The sequence below is a fragment of the Streptomyces zingiberis genome (assembly GCF_012034935.1).
Classification (GTDB): Bacteria; Actinomycetota; Actinomycetes; order Streptomycetales; family Streptomycetaceae; genus Streptomyces; species Streptomyces zingiberis.
The window spans coordinates 141,556-156,856 of record NZ_JAATEN010000015.1; the positions used below are offsets into that span (position 1 = coordinate 141,556).

Annotated in this window: 10 protein-coding genes; 8 read left to right on the top strand and 2 right to left on the bottom strand. The window is 77.5% G+C overall.

Translation table 11 applies throughout. The features are described from left to right. Nucleotides 1–372: 372 nt before the first annotated feature. From HCK00_RS19025 to HCK00_RS27775, 6 genes are all read left to right on the top strand, one after another. Entirely contained in the window at nucleotides 373–1,611 is a 1,239-nt protein-coding gene (locus tag HCK00_RS19025; protein WP_168103220.1) for a PfkB family carbohydrate kinase, read from the top strand. A 250-nt stretch (nucleotides 1,612–1,861) separates the two neighbouring features. Further along, complete coding sequence (locus tag HCK00_RS19030) at nucleotides 1,862–2,806, top strand: Cgl0159 family (beta/alpha)8-fold protein (protein WP_168103202.1); 945 nt, start codon at nucleotides 1,862–1,864, stop codon at nucleotides 2,804–2,806. A gap of 14 nt (nucleotides 2,807–2,820) precedes the next feature. Beyond that, nucleotides 2,821–4,182, top strand: coding sequence for a 5-deoxy-glucuronate isomerase (gene iolB, locus HCK00_RS19040; RefSeq protein WP_375781981.1), 1,362 nt, complete (start codon nucleotides 2,821–2,823; stop codon nucleotides 4,180–4,182). Continuing rightward, nucleotides 4,179–6,158, top strand: a complete 1,980-nt coding sequence (gene iolD / locus HCK00_RS19045) for a 3D-(3,5/4)-trihydroxycyclohexane-1,2-dione acylhydrolase (decyclizing) (RefSeq protein ID WP_168103203.1) — start codon at nucleotides 4,179–4,181, stop codon at nucleotides 6,156–6,158. The genes iolB and iolD overlap by 4 nt, the downstream gene beginning before the upstream one ends. Before the next feature lie 276 nt (nucleotides 6,159–6,434). Next, nucleotides 6,435–7,934: a CoA-acylating methylmalonate-semialdehyde dehydrogenase gene (locus tag HCK00_RS19050; RefSeq protein WP_168103204.1), complete on the top strand. Its 1,500-nt coding sequence runs from the start codon at nucleotides 6,435–6,437 to the stop codon at nucleotides 7,932–7,934. A 307-nt stretch (nucleotides 7,935–8,241) separates the two neighbouring features. Further along, the gene (locus HCK00_RS27775) at nucleotides 8,242–8,817 is read left to right on the top strand and encodes a helix-turn-helix domain-containing protein (RefSeq protein WP_240965680.1); all 576 of its coding nucleotides are present in this window, start codon (nucleotides 8,242–8,244) and stop codon (nucleotides 8,815–8,817) included. Here the strand turns inward: HCK00_RS27775 and HCK00_RS19060 are convergent. Next, nucleotides 8,779–9,768: a hypothetical protein gene (locus HCK00_RS19060; RefSeq protein ID WP_168103205.1), complete on the bottom strand. Its 990-nt coding sequence runs from the start codon at nucleotides 9,766–9,768 to the stop codon at nucleotides 8,779–8,781. The genes HCK00_RS27775 and HCK00_RS19060 overlap by 39 nt on opposite strands. 465 nt (nucleotides 9,769–10,233) lie before the next feature. On the opposite strand from HCK00_RS19060, the gene HCK00_RS19065 reads away from it, so the two are divergent. After that, nucleotides 10,234–13,218: an alpha/beta fold hydrolase gene (locus tag HCK00_RS19065; RefSeq protein WP_168103206.1), complete on the top strand. Its 2,985-nt coding sequence runs from the start codon at nucleotides 10,234–10,236 to the stop codon at nucleotides 13,216–13,218. Nucleotides 13,219–13,547: 329 nt separating this feature from the next. Then, complete coding sequence (locus HCK00_RS19070) at nucleotides 13,548–14,345, top strand: ABC transporter permease (RefSeq protein WP_311765385.1); 798 nt, start codon at nucleotides 13,548–13,550, stop codon at nucleotides 14,343–14,345. 346 nt (nucleotides 14,346–14,691) lie between these two features. Here the strand turns inward: HCK00_RS19070 and HCK00_RS19075 are convergent, their stop codons facing one another. Continuing rightward, entirely contained in the window at nucleotides 14,692–15,114 is a 423-nt protein-coding gene (locus HCK00_RS19075) for an arsenate reductase ArsC (RefSeq protein WP_168103207.1), read from the bottom strand. Nucleotides 15,115–15,301 lie beyond the last annotated feature (187 nt).

The following is a 15,301-nucleotide window of genomic DNA, read 5'->3' on the forward strand; positions in this document are numbered from 1 at the left end:
ACATTCGGACGTCAGCTCAACTCGCCTGTCCGTGGATGCTGATGTCAGGACATGCCGTTGACAGTGCCCGCCGTACGCGGCTAGACCTGGGAGGGCAGCCACGACCGGATCTGACGGACACGAGGAGCCGACGGGGCCTCAGGGACCCGACGGAGCGCCGCACGCCGCGCCGAGCCGAGGGGATGCGAGGCCATGCCGGAGAGCGCACAGCCACCCGACGGAGCGGCGCCCCGCCCTCCGCACGTCCCGGCCGTTCCCTCCGGCCCCGCCGTCCCGCCCGGAGCGGCCCTTCCCGCGGCCCGCGGCAGGCCCGAAGACACGGCCGCCCGTGACGGAACGGGCGGGCCCGACGTGCCCTTCGAGGTCATCACCATGGGGCGGATCGGCGTGGATCTCTATCCGCTGCGGACGGGCGTGGGGCTGGCCGAGGTGGAGACCTTCGGCAAGTTCCTCGGTGGTTCGGCGGCCAACGTCGCCGTCGCCGCCGCGCGGCTGGGACGGCGCACGGCGCTGCTCACCCGCACCGGGCGCGACCCCTTCGGGGAGTATCTCCGGGGCGCGCTGCGGGGGTTCGGGGTGGACGACCGCTGGGTGACGGAGGTCCCCGGGCTGCCCACCCCGGTGACGTTCTGTGAGGTCTTCCCGCCCGACCACTTCCCGCTCTACTTCTACCGGCGGCCCTCCGCCCCCGATCTCCAGATCACCGCCGGTGAACTGGACCTCGACGCGATCCGGGCCGCACAGGTGTTCTGGGTGACCGGGACCGGACTGTGCGAGGAACCGAGCCGTTCGGCGACCCTGGCGGCCCTGGAGGCCCGCGCGGCGGGGCCACCGCCTGCCACCCGGGCGGGCACGGCGGCGGGAACGGGGGCCGGGGCGGGAACGGGGGCGGGGACCGGGGCGGACGAAGGTGTGGCGGGCGCCGGCGGGGCGGAGCCGCCGGGGACCGGTTCCGGCCGTGGCCGTGACGGTGCGCCGGTGGCGGGCGCCTCCCCGGCCCGTGACCGGGTGACCGTCTTCGACCTGGACTGGCGCCCCATGTTCTGGCCCGAGCCCGGCGGCTCGCCGAACCCCGGCGGCACTGCCGGTCCTGAAGGCCCCGGCGGCCCCGGCGGCCCCGTCGCCCCCGGGACTTCGTCCGCCGCCCCGGGCGCAGCTTCGGGCGCAGCCGCGGGCGGTGGGGACGTGGCGCGCGCCGCCGCGGCCCGGCCGTATTACGTGCGGGCCCTGGCGCACGCCACCGTCGCCGTGGGCAACCTGGAGGAGTGCGAGGTCGCCACCGGGCGCCGCGAGCCGGTGGGGTGCGCCCGCGCTCTCCTCGACGCGGGCGTGGAACTCGCCGTCGTCAAACTGGGCCCGCGCGGGGTGCTGGCGATGCACCGTGACGGCACCACGGCCGAGGTGCCCCCGCTGCCGGTCGAGGTGGTCAACGGGCTCGGCGCCGGGGATGCCTTCGGCGGCGCCCTCTGCCACGGTCTCCTCGCCGGCTGGGACCTGGAACGCACCATGCGCCACGCCAACGCCGCGGGCGCGCTCGTCGCCGCCCGGCTGGCCTGTTCCGCCGCGATGCCGACCGCCGCGGAGGTCGAAGCGGCCCTGGCCGGCTCATGACGGCCGCCACGGCGCGGGCCGTGCCGGGCGCCCGCGGGACGGCGGGCGCGGCCTCTCGCGCCCGTCCCACGGGGATGGGGGCCGCCCCGGGCGCGGTCGCCGATACGGCGGCGGGTCCCGCCCGGCCACCGGCGGGCCCGGGGCGCCGGGGGCACGCGCGCCGATCGCGGCGACGGCGGGGGCGGACCGGGCGCGGCCGGTGCCACGGACGCCGCGCCGTCACCGCTCCGAGCCGCCCGGAGGCCGCCCCGTGAACCTCTCCCTCGCCGAACTCGCCCGGGTGCGGGCCCGCCACCCCGAGGCCGTCGCCGAGGCCGCCGCCCGGCGCCCGCGCCGCCCGCTGCTGGGGCGGAGCGGCCGGCTGCTGATCGTCGCCGCCGACCACCCGGCGCGGGGCGCGCTCGCCGCGGGCGGACGTCCGTTCGCCATGGCCGACCGCCACGACCTGCTGCGCCGGCTCTGTGTGGCGCTTTCCCGGCCCGGGGTGGACGGGGTGCTCGCCGGCGCCGACGTCCTCGACGACCTGCTGCTGCTCGGCGCCCTCGACGCCAAGGTGGCCGTCGGCTCGATGAACCGGGGCGGGCTGGAGGGCGCCGTCTTCGAACTGGACGACCGCTTCACCGGGTTCCGGCCCGCGGACCTGGAGCGGCGCCGTTTCGACGCGGGCAAGCTGCTGCTCCGTATCGACCACGCCGACCCCGGCTCGCTGACCACGCTGTACTCCGCCGCGCGGGCGGTGGACGCCATGGCCGAGCGCCGGCTGCCCGTGTTCGTCGAGCCGTTCCTCAGCCGCCGCACCCCCGGCGGGGTCCGCAACGACCTCGGCGCGGAGGCCGTCACCCGGGCCGTCGCCATCGCCTCCGGGCTCGCCTCCACCTCCGCGTACACCTGGCTGAAAGTGCCCGTCACCGAGGACCCCGGCCGGATGGCCGCGGTGCTGGAGACGTCCTCGCTGCCCACCGTCCTGCTCGGCGGCGACGCCCGCGACCAGGACGCCCTGTTCGAGCGGTGGCGGGAGGCGCTGCGGCTGCCGACCGTGCACGGCCTGGTCGCCGGGCGCTCGCTGCTCTACCCGGCGGACGGGGACGTGGCCGCCGCCGTGGACACCGCCGCCGCCCTGCTCCGGCCGCGCACCGGGGCGGCCCCCGGCTCCGGGGCGCCCGGTGGCCCGGCCCCCGAATCGACCGCCCCGTGAGGAGACGCACCGCCGTGACCACCGAACACCGTGCGACGAACCCGGACCGGCCACCGGACCGGCGGCGGGACCGGCCACCGGACCGGTCCCCGGAACAGGTCCCCGGGCCCCGGCCGGACGGGAGTACCGCCCGGCTGCACCTGCCGGCGGGTTCCACGGCCGCGGGTCCCTACAGCACGGTGGTGGAGCCGGACTCCGCCGGCTGGGAGTTCACCTCCCTGCGCGTCCTCGAACTGCCGCCGGGTGGATCGCACGCCTTCGGCACCGGGGAGAGCGAGTGGATCGTGCTGCCGCTGGCGGGCGCCTGCACGGTCACCGTCACCCCCGGGCCGCCACCGCTCACCCCGGTGGGTGACGGCGGCGCGGGGCCCGGCGAGGGCCGTGGCGACGGCGGGCCCGGCGGCGGGAGCGGGGGCACCGCCGACGGCGGAGGGCCCGGCGGCGAGGCCGCGGCCCCCGGAGACCGCGGAAGCGGGGACGCCGGGGACGCCGGGGACTGCGGAACCCGCGCGGCTCCGGCGACACCGGCCCCACCGCCCGGAACCGACCACACCACCCGCGCCTTCTCCCCGGCCTCCCCGGCCGGGACGGTTCCCGCCCCCGACGCCGGTGACGACGGCGCCGGGACGCCCACCGCCGTCTTCCAGTTGCGGGGCCGTACCGGTGTGTTCGACGCCGTCACCGACTTCGTCTACCTCCCCCGGGACGCCCACGCCGTCGTCACGACGGAGCGCGGCGGCCGTTTCGCGCTCCCCGGGGCGCGCTGCACGCGCCGGCTGCCCGCCCGCCGCGGGCCGGCCGAGGAGGTGGGCGTCGAGCTGCGCGGCAGCGGGACCTGCTCCCGGCAGGTCAACAACTTCGCCGCGGCGGGGGCGTTCGAGGCCGACCGGCTGATCGCCGTGGAGGTCCTCACCCCCGGCGGCAACTGGTCCTCGTATCCGCCGCACAAGCACGACGAGGAGCGCCCCGGCCGGGAGTCGCGGCTGGAGGAGATCTACCACTTCGAGATCGCGGACGCGCCGGACGGCACCCCCGGTCTCGGCTACCACCGCGTCAGCCCCTCCGGCCCGGGGCGGCGGAGCGACCTGCTCGCCGAGGTGCGCGACGGGGACACGGTGCTCGTCCCGGACGGCTGGCACGGGCCGTCCGTCGCCGCGCCCGGGCACGACCTGTACTACCTCAACGTCATGGCCGGGCCCGGAGAGGAACGCGCCTGGCTGATCCAGGACCACCCGGACCACGCCTGGATCCGCACGACCTGGCCGGACCAGCCGGCCGACCCGCGGCTGCCGCTGTACCACGCGCCACCGGCGGCCGGGGCCAGGGCCGGGGACGGGGACGTCCCGGAGCGCCCGGTGGAAGGAGACCGCCCATGACCTCCGCCCCCACCCGCCGCCTGACGGTCGCCCAGGCCCTCGTCACCTTCCTGTCCCGGCAGTACACCGAGCGGGACGGCCGGCGTCACCGCCTGGTCCGCGCCTGCTGGGGCATCTTCGGCCACGGCAACGTCGCCGGGATCGGCCAGGCGCTGCTGGAGGCCGGGCCGGCGCGGATGCCCTTCCTCCAGGGCCGCAACGAGCAGGCGATGGTGCACGCGGCCGTGGCGCACGCCCGGCACACCGCCCGGCTCTCCACCCAGGCCGTCACCACCTCCATCGGCCCCGGCGCCACCAACCTCGTCACCGGTGCCGCGCTGGCCACGATCAGCCGGCTGCCCGTGCTGCTGCTCCCGGGCGACACCTTCGCCACCCGCCCGGCCGACCCGGTGCTCCAGCAGCTGGAGACGGTGTACGCGGGGGACGTGTCGGTCAACGACTGCCTGCGGCCGGTCTCCCGCTGGTTCGACCGGGTGACGCGCCCCGAGGCGCTGGTCCCCGCCGCGCTGGGCGCGGTGCGGGCGCTCACCGACCCGGCCGCCGCCGGGGCCGTCACCCTCGCCCTGCCGCAGGACGTGCAGGCCGAGGCGGGCGACTGGCCGGAGGAGTTCTTCGCCGAGCGGGTCTGGCGCGTGCCCCGCCCCGCCCCGGACGCCACCGCGCTCGCCGAGGCCGCCCGGCTGCTGCGGGGCGCGCGCCGCCCGCTGATCGTCGCGGGTGGCGGCGTCCACCACAGCGAGGCGGAGGAGGCGCTGCGGGCGCTCGCCGGCGCCACCGGTGTCCCCGTGGCCACCACCCAGTCCGGCAAGGGCGCGCTCCGCCACGACCACCCGGCCGAGGTGGGCGGCATCGGCCACACCGGTACCGCCACCGCCGCCGCGCTCGCCCGGGAGGCGGACGTGGTGCTCGGCGTCGGCACCCGCTGGACCGACTTCACCACCGCCTCCGCCACCCTCTTCGCCCACCCCGGCGTCCGCTTCGTCACCCTGGACGTGAGCGCCGCCGACGCCCACAAGATGGGCGGCCTCGCGCTGGTCGCCGACGCGCGTGCCGGGCTGGAGGCGCTGGCCGGCGCGCTCGCCGGGTACCGCGTGGACGCGGCGTACGAGGCCGCGTACCGGGAGGCGAAGGCCCGCTGGGAGGAGCGCGTCGACCGGGCGTTCGCCGCCGGGCCGGCGGAGCCTGCCGACGGCCCGGCGGGCGGCTCTCCGGCCACCGGCGCGCGCGCCGGGGCGGACGGCAGGGGTGGCGCCGCGCCGGTCCGGCCCACGCAGGCGCAGGTCGTCGGCGCCCTGGACGCGGTCGTCGGCGACGAGGACGTGGTGATCAACGCGGCCGGCTCCCTCCCCGGCGATCTGCACAAGCTGTGGCGCGCCCGCTCCCCGCGCCAGTACCACGTCGAGTACGGCTACTCCTGCATGGGCTACGAGATCCCGGCGGCCCTCGGGGTCTGCCTCGCCGAGCCCGGCCGGCCCGTCTGGGCGCTCGTCGGCGACGGCACCTATCTGATGGGCCCCACGGAGATCGTCACGGCCGTTCAGGAAAGGCTGCCGGTCAAGCTGGTGATCCTCCAGAACCACGGTTACGCCTCGATCGGCGGGCTCTCCGAGGCCACCGGCGGCGAGCGGTTCGGCACCGCCTACCGCTTCCGGGACGCCGACGGCGGCTGCACCGGCGACCCGCTGCCGGTGGACCTCGCCGCCAACGCCGCCAGCCTCGGCATGACCGTGCTCCGCGCCGGCACCGCGGACGAGCTGCGGACGGCGCTGGCCGAGGCGCGCGGTCACGACCGGCCGGTCTGCGTGTACGTCGAGACGGCGAGCGGCGCGGACGGGCCGGAGGGCACCGAGTCGGGGGCGCCCGGAGCGCAGGCCTGGTGGGACGTCCCCGTCGCGGCGGCGGCCACCCGGCCGGCCGCCGTCGCCGCGCGCGCGGAGTACGAGCGGCGGGCGGCGGAGCGGCGGCGCCATCTGTAGCGGGTCCGCCCGGCGCGGTGCGGCGCCCGCCCGGTCCCGTCCGGCGCCCGCCCGGTCCCGTCCGGCGTCCGCCCGGTCTCGCCCGGTCCCGTCCGGCGTCCGCCCGGCCCCGTCCGGTGATCTCCGTTCCCGTCCGGTGTTCACCTGGCGGCACGACGGGCCACCGGTGATCCCCCCTGCTTGACGGGGCGGGGAGAGACGGGGGAGACGCGGGAACGGGGAGACCGGGACCGGGACCTCGGCCGCTCCCTCCACCACCACGCGAAAGGTGACCGTATGAAGACCCTGCACCACTGGATCGGCGGCACCGCCGTCCCCGGCGCCTCGGGCGCGTTCGGGCCGGTGACCGACCCCGCCACCGGGGAGCGGACCGCCCGGGTGCCGCTGGCGTCCGCCGCCGAGGCCGGCGAGGCGGTCGCCGCCGCCCGCGCCGCGTACCCGGCGTGGAGCGCCACCTCGCTCGCCACCCGCACCGCCGTCCTCTTCCGCTACCGCGAACTGCTCGACGCCCACCGGGAGGAGCTGGCCCGGGCGATCACCGCCGAGCACGGCAAGGTTCACGCGGACGCGCTGGGGGAGGTGGCCCGGGGTCTGGAGATCGTCGAACTGGCGTGCGGCATCCCGGCGTTGCTCCGCGGCGAGCTGTCCACGCAGGTCTCGGCCGGGGTGGACGTGGCCTCGATCCGGCAGCCGCTGGGGGTGGTCGCGGGGATCACCCCGTTCAACTTCCCCGCGATGGTGCCGCTGTGGATGTTCCCGCTGGCCGTCGCCTGCGGGAACACCGTCGTGCTCAAACCCAGCGAGAAGGCCCCCTCGGCGCCGCTCCTGCTGGCGGAGCTGGCGGCCCGGGCCGGATTCCCGCCCGGGGTGCTGAACGTCCTGGGCGGCGACCGCACCGCCGCCGAACGGCTGGTCGAGCATCCGGGGGTGGCGGCCGTCAGCTTCGTCGGGTCCACACCCGCCGCCCGCGCGGTGTACGGGGCGGCCACCGCGCACGGCAAGCGGGCCCAGGCGCTCGGCGGCGCCAAGAACCATCTGCTGGTGCTGCCCGACGCCGACCTGGACGCGGCAGCCGACGCCGCCGTCTCCGCCGCCTACGGCTCGGCCGGCGAGCGCTGCATGGCGATCTCGGCCGTGGTGGCCGTGGGCGGCACCGGCGACCCCCTGGTGGCGCGCATCCGCGACCGGGCGGCGCGGATCCGGCTCGGCCCCGGTGACCACCCGGAGTCCGCGATGGGCCCGCTCATCACCCGCGAGCACCGCGACCGCGTCGCCGCGTACGTCACGGGCGCCCCCGCCCAGGGCGCCGAGGTGGTCCTCGACGGCACCGGCCGCACGGTGACGGGGTACGAGGACGGCCACTGGCTCGGCCCCACCCTGCTCGACCACGTCCGCCCCGGCTCCGACGCCTACCGCGACGAGATCTTCGGCCCCGTGCTGTGCGTGCTGCGCGCCGAGACGTACGAGGAGGCCATGGCGCTGATCAACGCCTCCCCGTACGGCAACGGCGCGGCGGTCTTCACCCGCGACGGGGGCGCGGCCCGCCGCTTCCAGCTGGAGGTGGAGGCGGGGATGGTGGGCGTCAACGTGCCGATCCCGGTACCCGTCGGCCACCACTCCTTCGGCGGCTGGAAGGACTCCCTCTTCGGCGACCACCACGTCTACGGCCCCGACGGGGTGCGCTTCCACACCCGCGGCAAGGTCGTCACCACCCGCTGGCCGGACCCGGCGACGGCCCCCTCCGGTGTGGACCTCGGCTTCCCGCGCCACGACTGAGGGTGCGCCACCCGCGCGGCGGACCTCACGCGGGACGCGCGCCCGGCCGGCCGCCCGGCCGCCCGGTCACGGCTCCGCGTGCTGTCCGCCGCCCGGGGCCCGCGTCCGTGCGCCGGGGTGAAGCGCCGTCCCCCGGCCGGCGCTTCACCCCTGAGAACGTTCCCCCAGCTCAGGCCGTGTTCGGGCGGTGCACCCGGCGGAGCGGCACGGCCTGCCGGGGTACGGAGTCCCGCGCTCCGCTGTTTAGGTGGAGCTAAAGGTGGCATTCTGGGGCAGTACCCCGGAAGACCTCGCCGTACCAAGGACCATGCCGATCTGGGGGGTTGAGGAGACCATGCCGTTCATGGCGCGGGGCGGGAGCGGTACCGGTACCGGTACCGGAACCGATGCCGCCGCCGCCCGGCTGGCCCGGCAGGCCGCGGCCGCCCTCGCCGGTGAGCTGTCCGCGCGCGGGCTCAGCCGCGCCGAGCTGGCGGCGCTCATGGGCGTCAGCCCCGGCCGGGTCAGCCAGATACTGTCCGGGGACGCCAATCTGACGGTGCGGTCCCTCGCGTCCGCCGCCGCGGCGATGGGTGCCACGGTGGAGATCCGCTTCCACGAGCCGGAACGGCCGTGCCCGTCGCCCGGCCCCGCCGGTCCCGCCCATGCCGCCGGCCCGGCGGCGGACCGCCCCGCCGTCCGCGACCTGCCGGTGGCCCCTGACCCGGCAGCCGACGCCGCCTCGCCGATCGCCCCGGTGGCCCCGGCCGCCCCGGCTCCCCCGGGGTCCACCGCGCCGCCGGGCTTCCCCGGCGGGCCGGAGGGGCCCGGCGGGCCCGATCCCTCCACCCCGCGGGACGGCCGTTCAGGTCTGCGCGGCGGCGTCGTCCGCTCGCGGTTCTGACCGCGCGTCCGCCGCCGTGCCGGGCGCTCCGGCCGTGCGGGCGGGCGACGCCCCGTCAGGCGCGGTGTCCGGCGCGGCGGCGGGCCGCGCCCGGCCCTCGACCGGGCGCCCGCGCCCGTCCCGGTGCCACCCGAACCACCGCAGGTGGAGGTGGAGATGCGGCCGGCGCTGGGCGGGCAGCGGGGCCCCGGGGCGCCCGCCGCCGGGGGCGGTGCCGTCCCGCAGGGCGAGCAGCGCCCACCGGTCGGAGCGCCGGCCCAGCAGATACGCCACCCGCAGCAGCAGCGCGCAGTGGTGCCGCGCCTCGCCCCAGGCGCGCAGAGCCGCCACCCGCTCCTCCTCCGTGCGGTCGCGGCGCGGCCCGGGCCGGCCGTCGAAACCGGGCATCCGGCGTGCCGCCTCGATCCGTTCCTCCGTCTCCAGGGCGCGCCGGATCGCCTCCTCCGCCTCGGCGAAGCGTTCCTCCACCGCCTTGCGGCTCGTCTTGTCCTGGTGCCGGGCGACGAGGTGGAGCCGCAGGGCGTGCACGAAGACCTGGGCCCGGCGCAGGTCCCGGAGCCCGTCGGCGAGGTCGTCACACCAGTCCGCGCAGTCCAGCGCCATCCGCTCCTCCAGCCGTTCGAGGAGGTGGGCGGTGCCGAGGGTGAGGAAGGTGAGGAACGGCTTGGCCGTGTCCGACTGCACCCGCCCGCGGCGCAGCACCCCGGCTCCCGTCGCCACGCCCACGGCCGCGGCCGGCACCTGGGCGAGCAACGGCAGCAGGGAGACGGCCAGCAGGGCGATCCCGGCCATGGCCGTCACCACGGCCGCGGACAGCAGCGCGGCGCGGGCGCTGCCCAGCAGCCGCCCTTTGCCGTGGTACTGGCGGACCAGGCAGATCCAGGCCACCAGTCCGCTCAGGCCCGCGGGAGCCCCCCAGTTCAGGAAGAACGGTGACTGAAACCAGCTCATGGCGGCCCCAGGGTAGGGGTGGACGACGCGGAACCGGCGTCGTGGACGGCGGTCCGGGCCGCTCGGGCGAGGCGTCCCGCGGCGGGTGACCCGCGCCGTCCGCCGGGCCGGTCACGGCGGGGAGGGTTCGGACGGCCCCCCGTGACCGCTCGGGGACGCTCTTCCGGCTCGCGGGACGCCGGTACCGTTTCGACCGTTTCGTGAAAGTCTCCCCATGATGCACCCCGACCGCCCGCCCCGCTGTGCGCCGCTCTCGTGAATCGGCCGCCGGAGGTACGGTGAGGACGGGACGTCATCCGAACGGCTGTTCCCGCCGCGTCTCACGGAGTGGTCATCGGCGGGGGCGGACGCGTCCTCGTACCACGACTGCCGTACGCCGCGCCGTCCCCTCTCCGACCTGAGGAGGGGGCGGCCTCCTGCCCCGGGGCGGGTGTGAGGGCGGCGCGGCTGCGTAGGCTCGGGTGCATGGATGTGCGAAACCTGCGGTCGTTCCGGCCGCTCAGAGGGCCACTCCGGGCCGTCCGGACGGCCCCGCGACGGACCCGGCTGGCCGCCGCCGCGCTCGCGGCCGCCCTCGTCGCCGGAGCGGGCACCTGGACCGCCGTCGCCGACGACCCGGCGCCGGTCAAGCGCGAGGACCGGTTCCTCCCGATGGCCGCCCCGGGCGGTGACGCGGACGGCGGCGGTGAGGAAGCCGGCCCGCGGCCCGCGCGCATCGACACCTCGTTCTACACCTCCGGACCGGCCGGTGAGCGCCGCCCGGCGGTGCTCCTGGCGCACGGCTTCGGCGGTTCCAAGAAGGACCTGCACCAGCAGGCCGAGGAACTGGCCCGGGACGGCTACGCGGTGCTGACCTGGTCGGCCCGCGGCTTCGGCAAGTCCACCGGGCGGATCGGGCTCAACGACCGGGAGAACGAGGTCGCCGACGTCCGGCGGCTGGTCGACTGGCTCGCGGACCGCCCCGAGGTGCGGCTCGACGCCGAGGGCGATCCGCGCGTCGGCATCGCGGGCGCCTCCTACGGTGGCGCGGTCTCGCTGCTCACCGCCGGGAACGACCCGCGGATCGACGCCGTCGCCGCGCAGAACACCTACTGGGACCTCTCCGAGGCGCTCTTCCCCGACGGCGTCTTCAAGAAGCTGTGGGCCGGCATCTTCTTCACCACCGGCTCCACGCCCTTCCCCACGGACATGGGGCCGGGCGCCGAGGAGGCCCCGGAGGGCGGGGCAGGCCAGGGCGGCGCCGGTGGTGAGGGCGGCGCGGGCGGTACCGGCCAGGGCGGTACCGGCCAGGACGGCGCAGGCCAGGACGGTGCAGGCCAGGACGGCGCAGGCCAGGACGGCGCGCAGGGCGGCACGGGCGCCGGGGGCGCGGGTGCCGACGCGCCCGGCGGTACCGCCGATGGCACGGCCGCCGAGGGCGGCCTCGCCTGCGGCCGGTTCGAGAAGGCGCTCTGCGAGATGTACGAGCGCGTCGCCACCGCCGGGAAGCCGGACGCGGAGGCCGAGAAGCTGCTGAAGGAGCGGAGCCCGGCGGCGGTCGGCGACCGCATCACGGCGCCCACCCTCGTCCTCGGCGGGCAGACCGACTCCCTCTTCCCGCTGAGCCACGCCGACGCGATGGCCCGTCAGATCAAGGCCAACGGCGCGCCCGTCTCCGTCGACTGGCTCGCGGGTGGCCACGACGGCGGCGACCAGGAGACCGAACGCGTCCGGCAGCGGATGAACTCCTGGTTCGACCGCCACCTCAAGGGCGACGAGGAGGCGGCCACCGGCCCCGCCTTCCGCGTCACCCGCACCGGCGGCTTCGACTCCGCCGACGCCCGCGTCCGGCTCAACGGCGCCTCCACCGGGCGCTACCCCGGCCTGGAGGGCACCGACAACCGGAGCGTCCGCCTCCAGGGGCGCGAGCAGACCGTCCGCAACCCCGCGGGCGGTACCCCGGCGGCCGTCTCCTCCGTCCCCGGTCTCGCCGGGGCCGCCGCCCAGCTCACCTCGTTCGGCGCCGGCCTGGCGCTGGACTTCCCCGGCCAGGCGGCGGCGTTCGACTCCGCGCCGCTGGACTCGGCCGTCCAGGTCACCGGCCGGCCCACGGCGAAGGTGCGCGTCTCCTCCGACGCGGAGGACGCGGTGTTCTTCGCCAAGGTGTACGACGTCGGGCCGAACGGCAGCCAGCTCCTCCCCTCCCAGCTCGTCGCCCCGATCCGGGTCGAGGGCACCGACGCGGAGGGGGGCCGCACCACCGAGATCCGGCTCCCTGTCATCGACCACAAGTTCGAGGCCGGGCACCGGATGCGGCTCGTCCTGTCCGCCACCGACATGGGCTACGCCTCGCCGGTGGAGCCCGCCGACCACCGCGTCGCGCTGGCCGATGACACCCTGTCCGTGCCCACGACGCCCGCCCTCGCCGCCGGCGAGGGCACCCTGCCCACCTGGGTCTGGGCCCTGCCGCTCACCGGCGTGGCGCTCGCCGCCGCGCTGCTGCTGCTCGGCCGCCGCCGCACCGCCACCCCCGCGCCCGACCCGGCGCGGTCCGCCGTGCCGCTGGAGATCACCGGGCTCGGCAAGCGCTACGCCGGCTCCACCGACCGGTACGCCGTCCGGGACCTCTCGTTCCGGGTCGAACGCGGCCAGGTGCTCGGCCTGCTGGGCCCCAACGGCGCCGGCAAGACCACCACGCTGCGGATGCTGATGGGGCTCATCACCCCCGACGCGGGCGAGATCCGCGTCTTCGGCCACGCGATCCGCCCGGGCGCGCCTGTCCTCTCCCGCGTCGGCGCGTTCGTCGAGGGCCCCGGCTTCCTGCCGCACCTCTCCGGCCGCGCCAACCTGGAGCTGTACTGGCAGGCCACCGGCCGCCCCGCCGAGGAGGCGCATCTGGACGAGGCGCTGGAGATCGCCGGGCTCGGCGACGCCCTGGAACGCGCCGTGCGGACGTACTCCCAGGGGATGCGGCAGCGCCTGGCCATCGCCCAGGCCATGCTCGGCCTCCCGGACCTGCTGATCCTCGACGAGCCGACCAACGGGCTGGACCCGCCACAGATCCGGGAGATGCGGAACGTCATGGTCCGCTACGCGGAAGGCGGCCGTACGGTGATCGTCTCCAGCCATCTGCTGGCCGAGGTCGAGCAGACCTGCACGCATCTGGTCGTCATGGACCGGGGCCGGCTGGTCACCGCCGGACCCGTCGCGGAGATCACCGGTTCCGGCGACACCCTGCTGGTGGGTGTCTCGGGCGACCAGGTGTCCGCGGCCCTGGCCGACCAGGTGACGGCGCTCGACGGCGTCGGCTCGGCCGTCCCCACGGAGGACGGGCTGCTCGTCCGGCTGGACGGCATGACCTCCGCGCAACTCCTCGCCGAACTCGTCAGACTCGGCATCCCCGTCGACCGGGTCGGCCCGCACCGCCGCCTGGAGGACGCGTTCCTCACCCTGATCGGAGGCGCCCCGTGACCGGACCGACCGACCGGCCCGCCCGCAACGGGCGGGTGTCCCGGACGGGCCCGAACGGCCCCGACGGCCCCGGCGGCACAGCCCGCCCGGCGGAACCCGCCCGCGCGAACGGCGCGGCGGACACCACGGTGAACGGCGCGCCCGGCGGCGCGGCGAACGACGCGGCCGGCGGCGGGACCGGTGCGCCCGGCACCGCCTCCGCCGGCGCCGCCACGGCCACCGCCGCCACCGGGACGGCCACGGCCACGGCCACCGGGCCCGGCCCGGAGAGGGCGCCCGGCCCCGCGACGGCCCCCGGCTACCGCCCCCGCCACACCCTCCCGTTCCGGGTGGAGGCGGTCCGGCAGCTCCGCCGCCGCCGCACCCTCGTCATCTACGGGATCCTGGCCGCGCTGCCCTTCATCCTGATCGCCGCCTTCGCCATCGGCGGCGACCCGGACGAGCGCGGCAGCAGCCGCGTCTCGCTGATCGACACGGCCACGGCGTCCGGCCCCAGCTTCGCCCTGGCCTGCGTCTTCGTCTCGGCGGGTTTCCTGCTGGTGGTGCCGGTGGCGCTGTTCGCCGGTGACACGGTGGCCTCCGAGGCGAGCTGGTCCTCGCTGCGGTACCTGCTCGCCTCACCCGTGCCGCGCTCCCGGCTGCTGTTCAGCAAGCTGCTGGTGGCGCTGGTGTTCAGCGCGGCGGCGATGGTGCTGCTGCCGGTGGTCGGCCTGGTGGCCGGCACGGTCGCCTACGGCTGGGACGGCCTGCACCTGCCCACCGGCGGCTCCCTGGACGGCGGCACGGCCCTCACCCGCCTGGCGATCGTCGTCGCGTACGTCTTCGTCAGCCAGCTGGTCACCGCCGGACTGGCGTTCTGGCTCTCCACGGTGACGGACGCCCCGCTGGGCGCGGTCGGCGGCGCGGTGGGCCTGACGATCGTCGGCAACGTCCTGGACGCCGTCACCGCGCTCGGCGACTGGCGCCAGTTCCTCCCCGCGCACTGGCAGTTCGCCTGGGCGGACGCCATCCAGCCGCAACTGGAGTGGGGCGCCATGGCCCGCGGCGCGGCGGTCTCCGTCACCTACGCCGTCGTCCTCTTCGCCCTGGCCTTCCGCCACTTCCGCACCAAGGACGTGGTGTCCTGAGCCGCCGGGCGGTGACGTGAGGTGAGGTGACGACGGAGGGGCGGGCGCCGTGCCCGCCCCTCCACGCGTGTCCTGCGCGCCCAGCCCTCGGAGTCCTCGGAGTCCGCGCAGCTCTCGCAACCGTCGCCGCCCACGGCCGTGCGCCGCCCACGACGGGCCGCGTGCGGCTCGCGGCGTCGGGGAAGCGGAGGTGGTGACGCGCCGGAACCTCCCGCGACGGGCCGGCCGGCGCTCCCCTGGCCCTGGCCCGGCGTTGCCCTTGCGGCGGGCCCCGGCGGGTGGCGCGGAAGACGCCTCCGGCCGGAACGCGCACCGCCCGGGGGCGGCCCCAGGGCGCGCTCGGCCGTCAGGTGGTTCCCTGCCGGCCCTCGATCTCCGCGACGAGGGCCTCCACCCGCGCCCTGATCGCGTCGCGGATCGGCCGTACCGCCGCCACGTCCCGGCCGGCGGGGTCCTCCAGCGTCCAGTCCAGGTACGTCCTGCCGGGGAAGACGGGGCACGCGTCGCCGCAGCCCATCGTGATCACGTAGTCGGACGCCCGTACGGCGTCGGGGGTCAGCACGCGGGGCTCGGCACCGGCGAGGTCGACACCGACCTCGCGCATCGCCTCGACGGCGGCCGGGTTGACGTGCTCGGCTGGGAGGGAGCCGGCGGAGCGGACCTCGATCCGGTCCCCGGCGAGATGGCTGAGGAAGCCGGCGGCCATCTGCGAGCGGCCGGCGTTGTGGACGCAGACGAAGAGGACGGAGGCGAGCGGGGCGTCAGGCATGGGGGGTGGTCCTTCGCGGGGAGGGGGCCGGGTCCGGCGGCGGAAGGGCTTTCCGCCGGGGCCGGGGCGCGGGCCTCGCGGCGCCGCGGCGGGTGGGGCGGACCGGGGTGGGCCGGGGCGGGGGGGGGGGGGGGGGGGGGGGGGGGGGCGGGGGCGGGCGGGGGGGCGGCCGGGGGGGGGGCGGGGG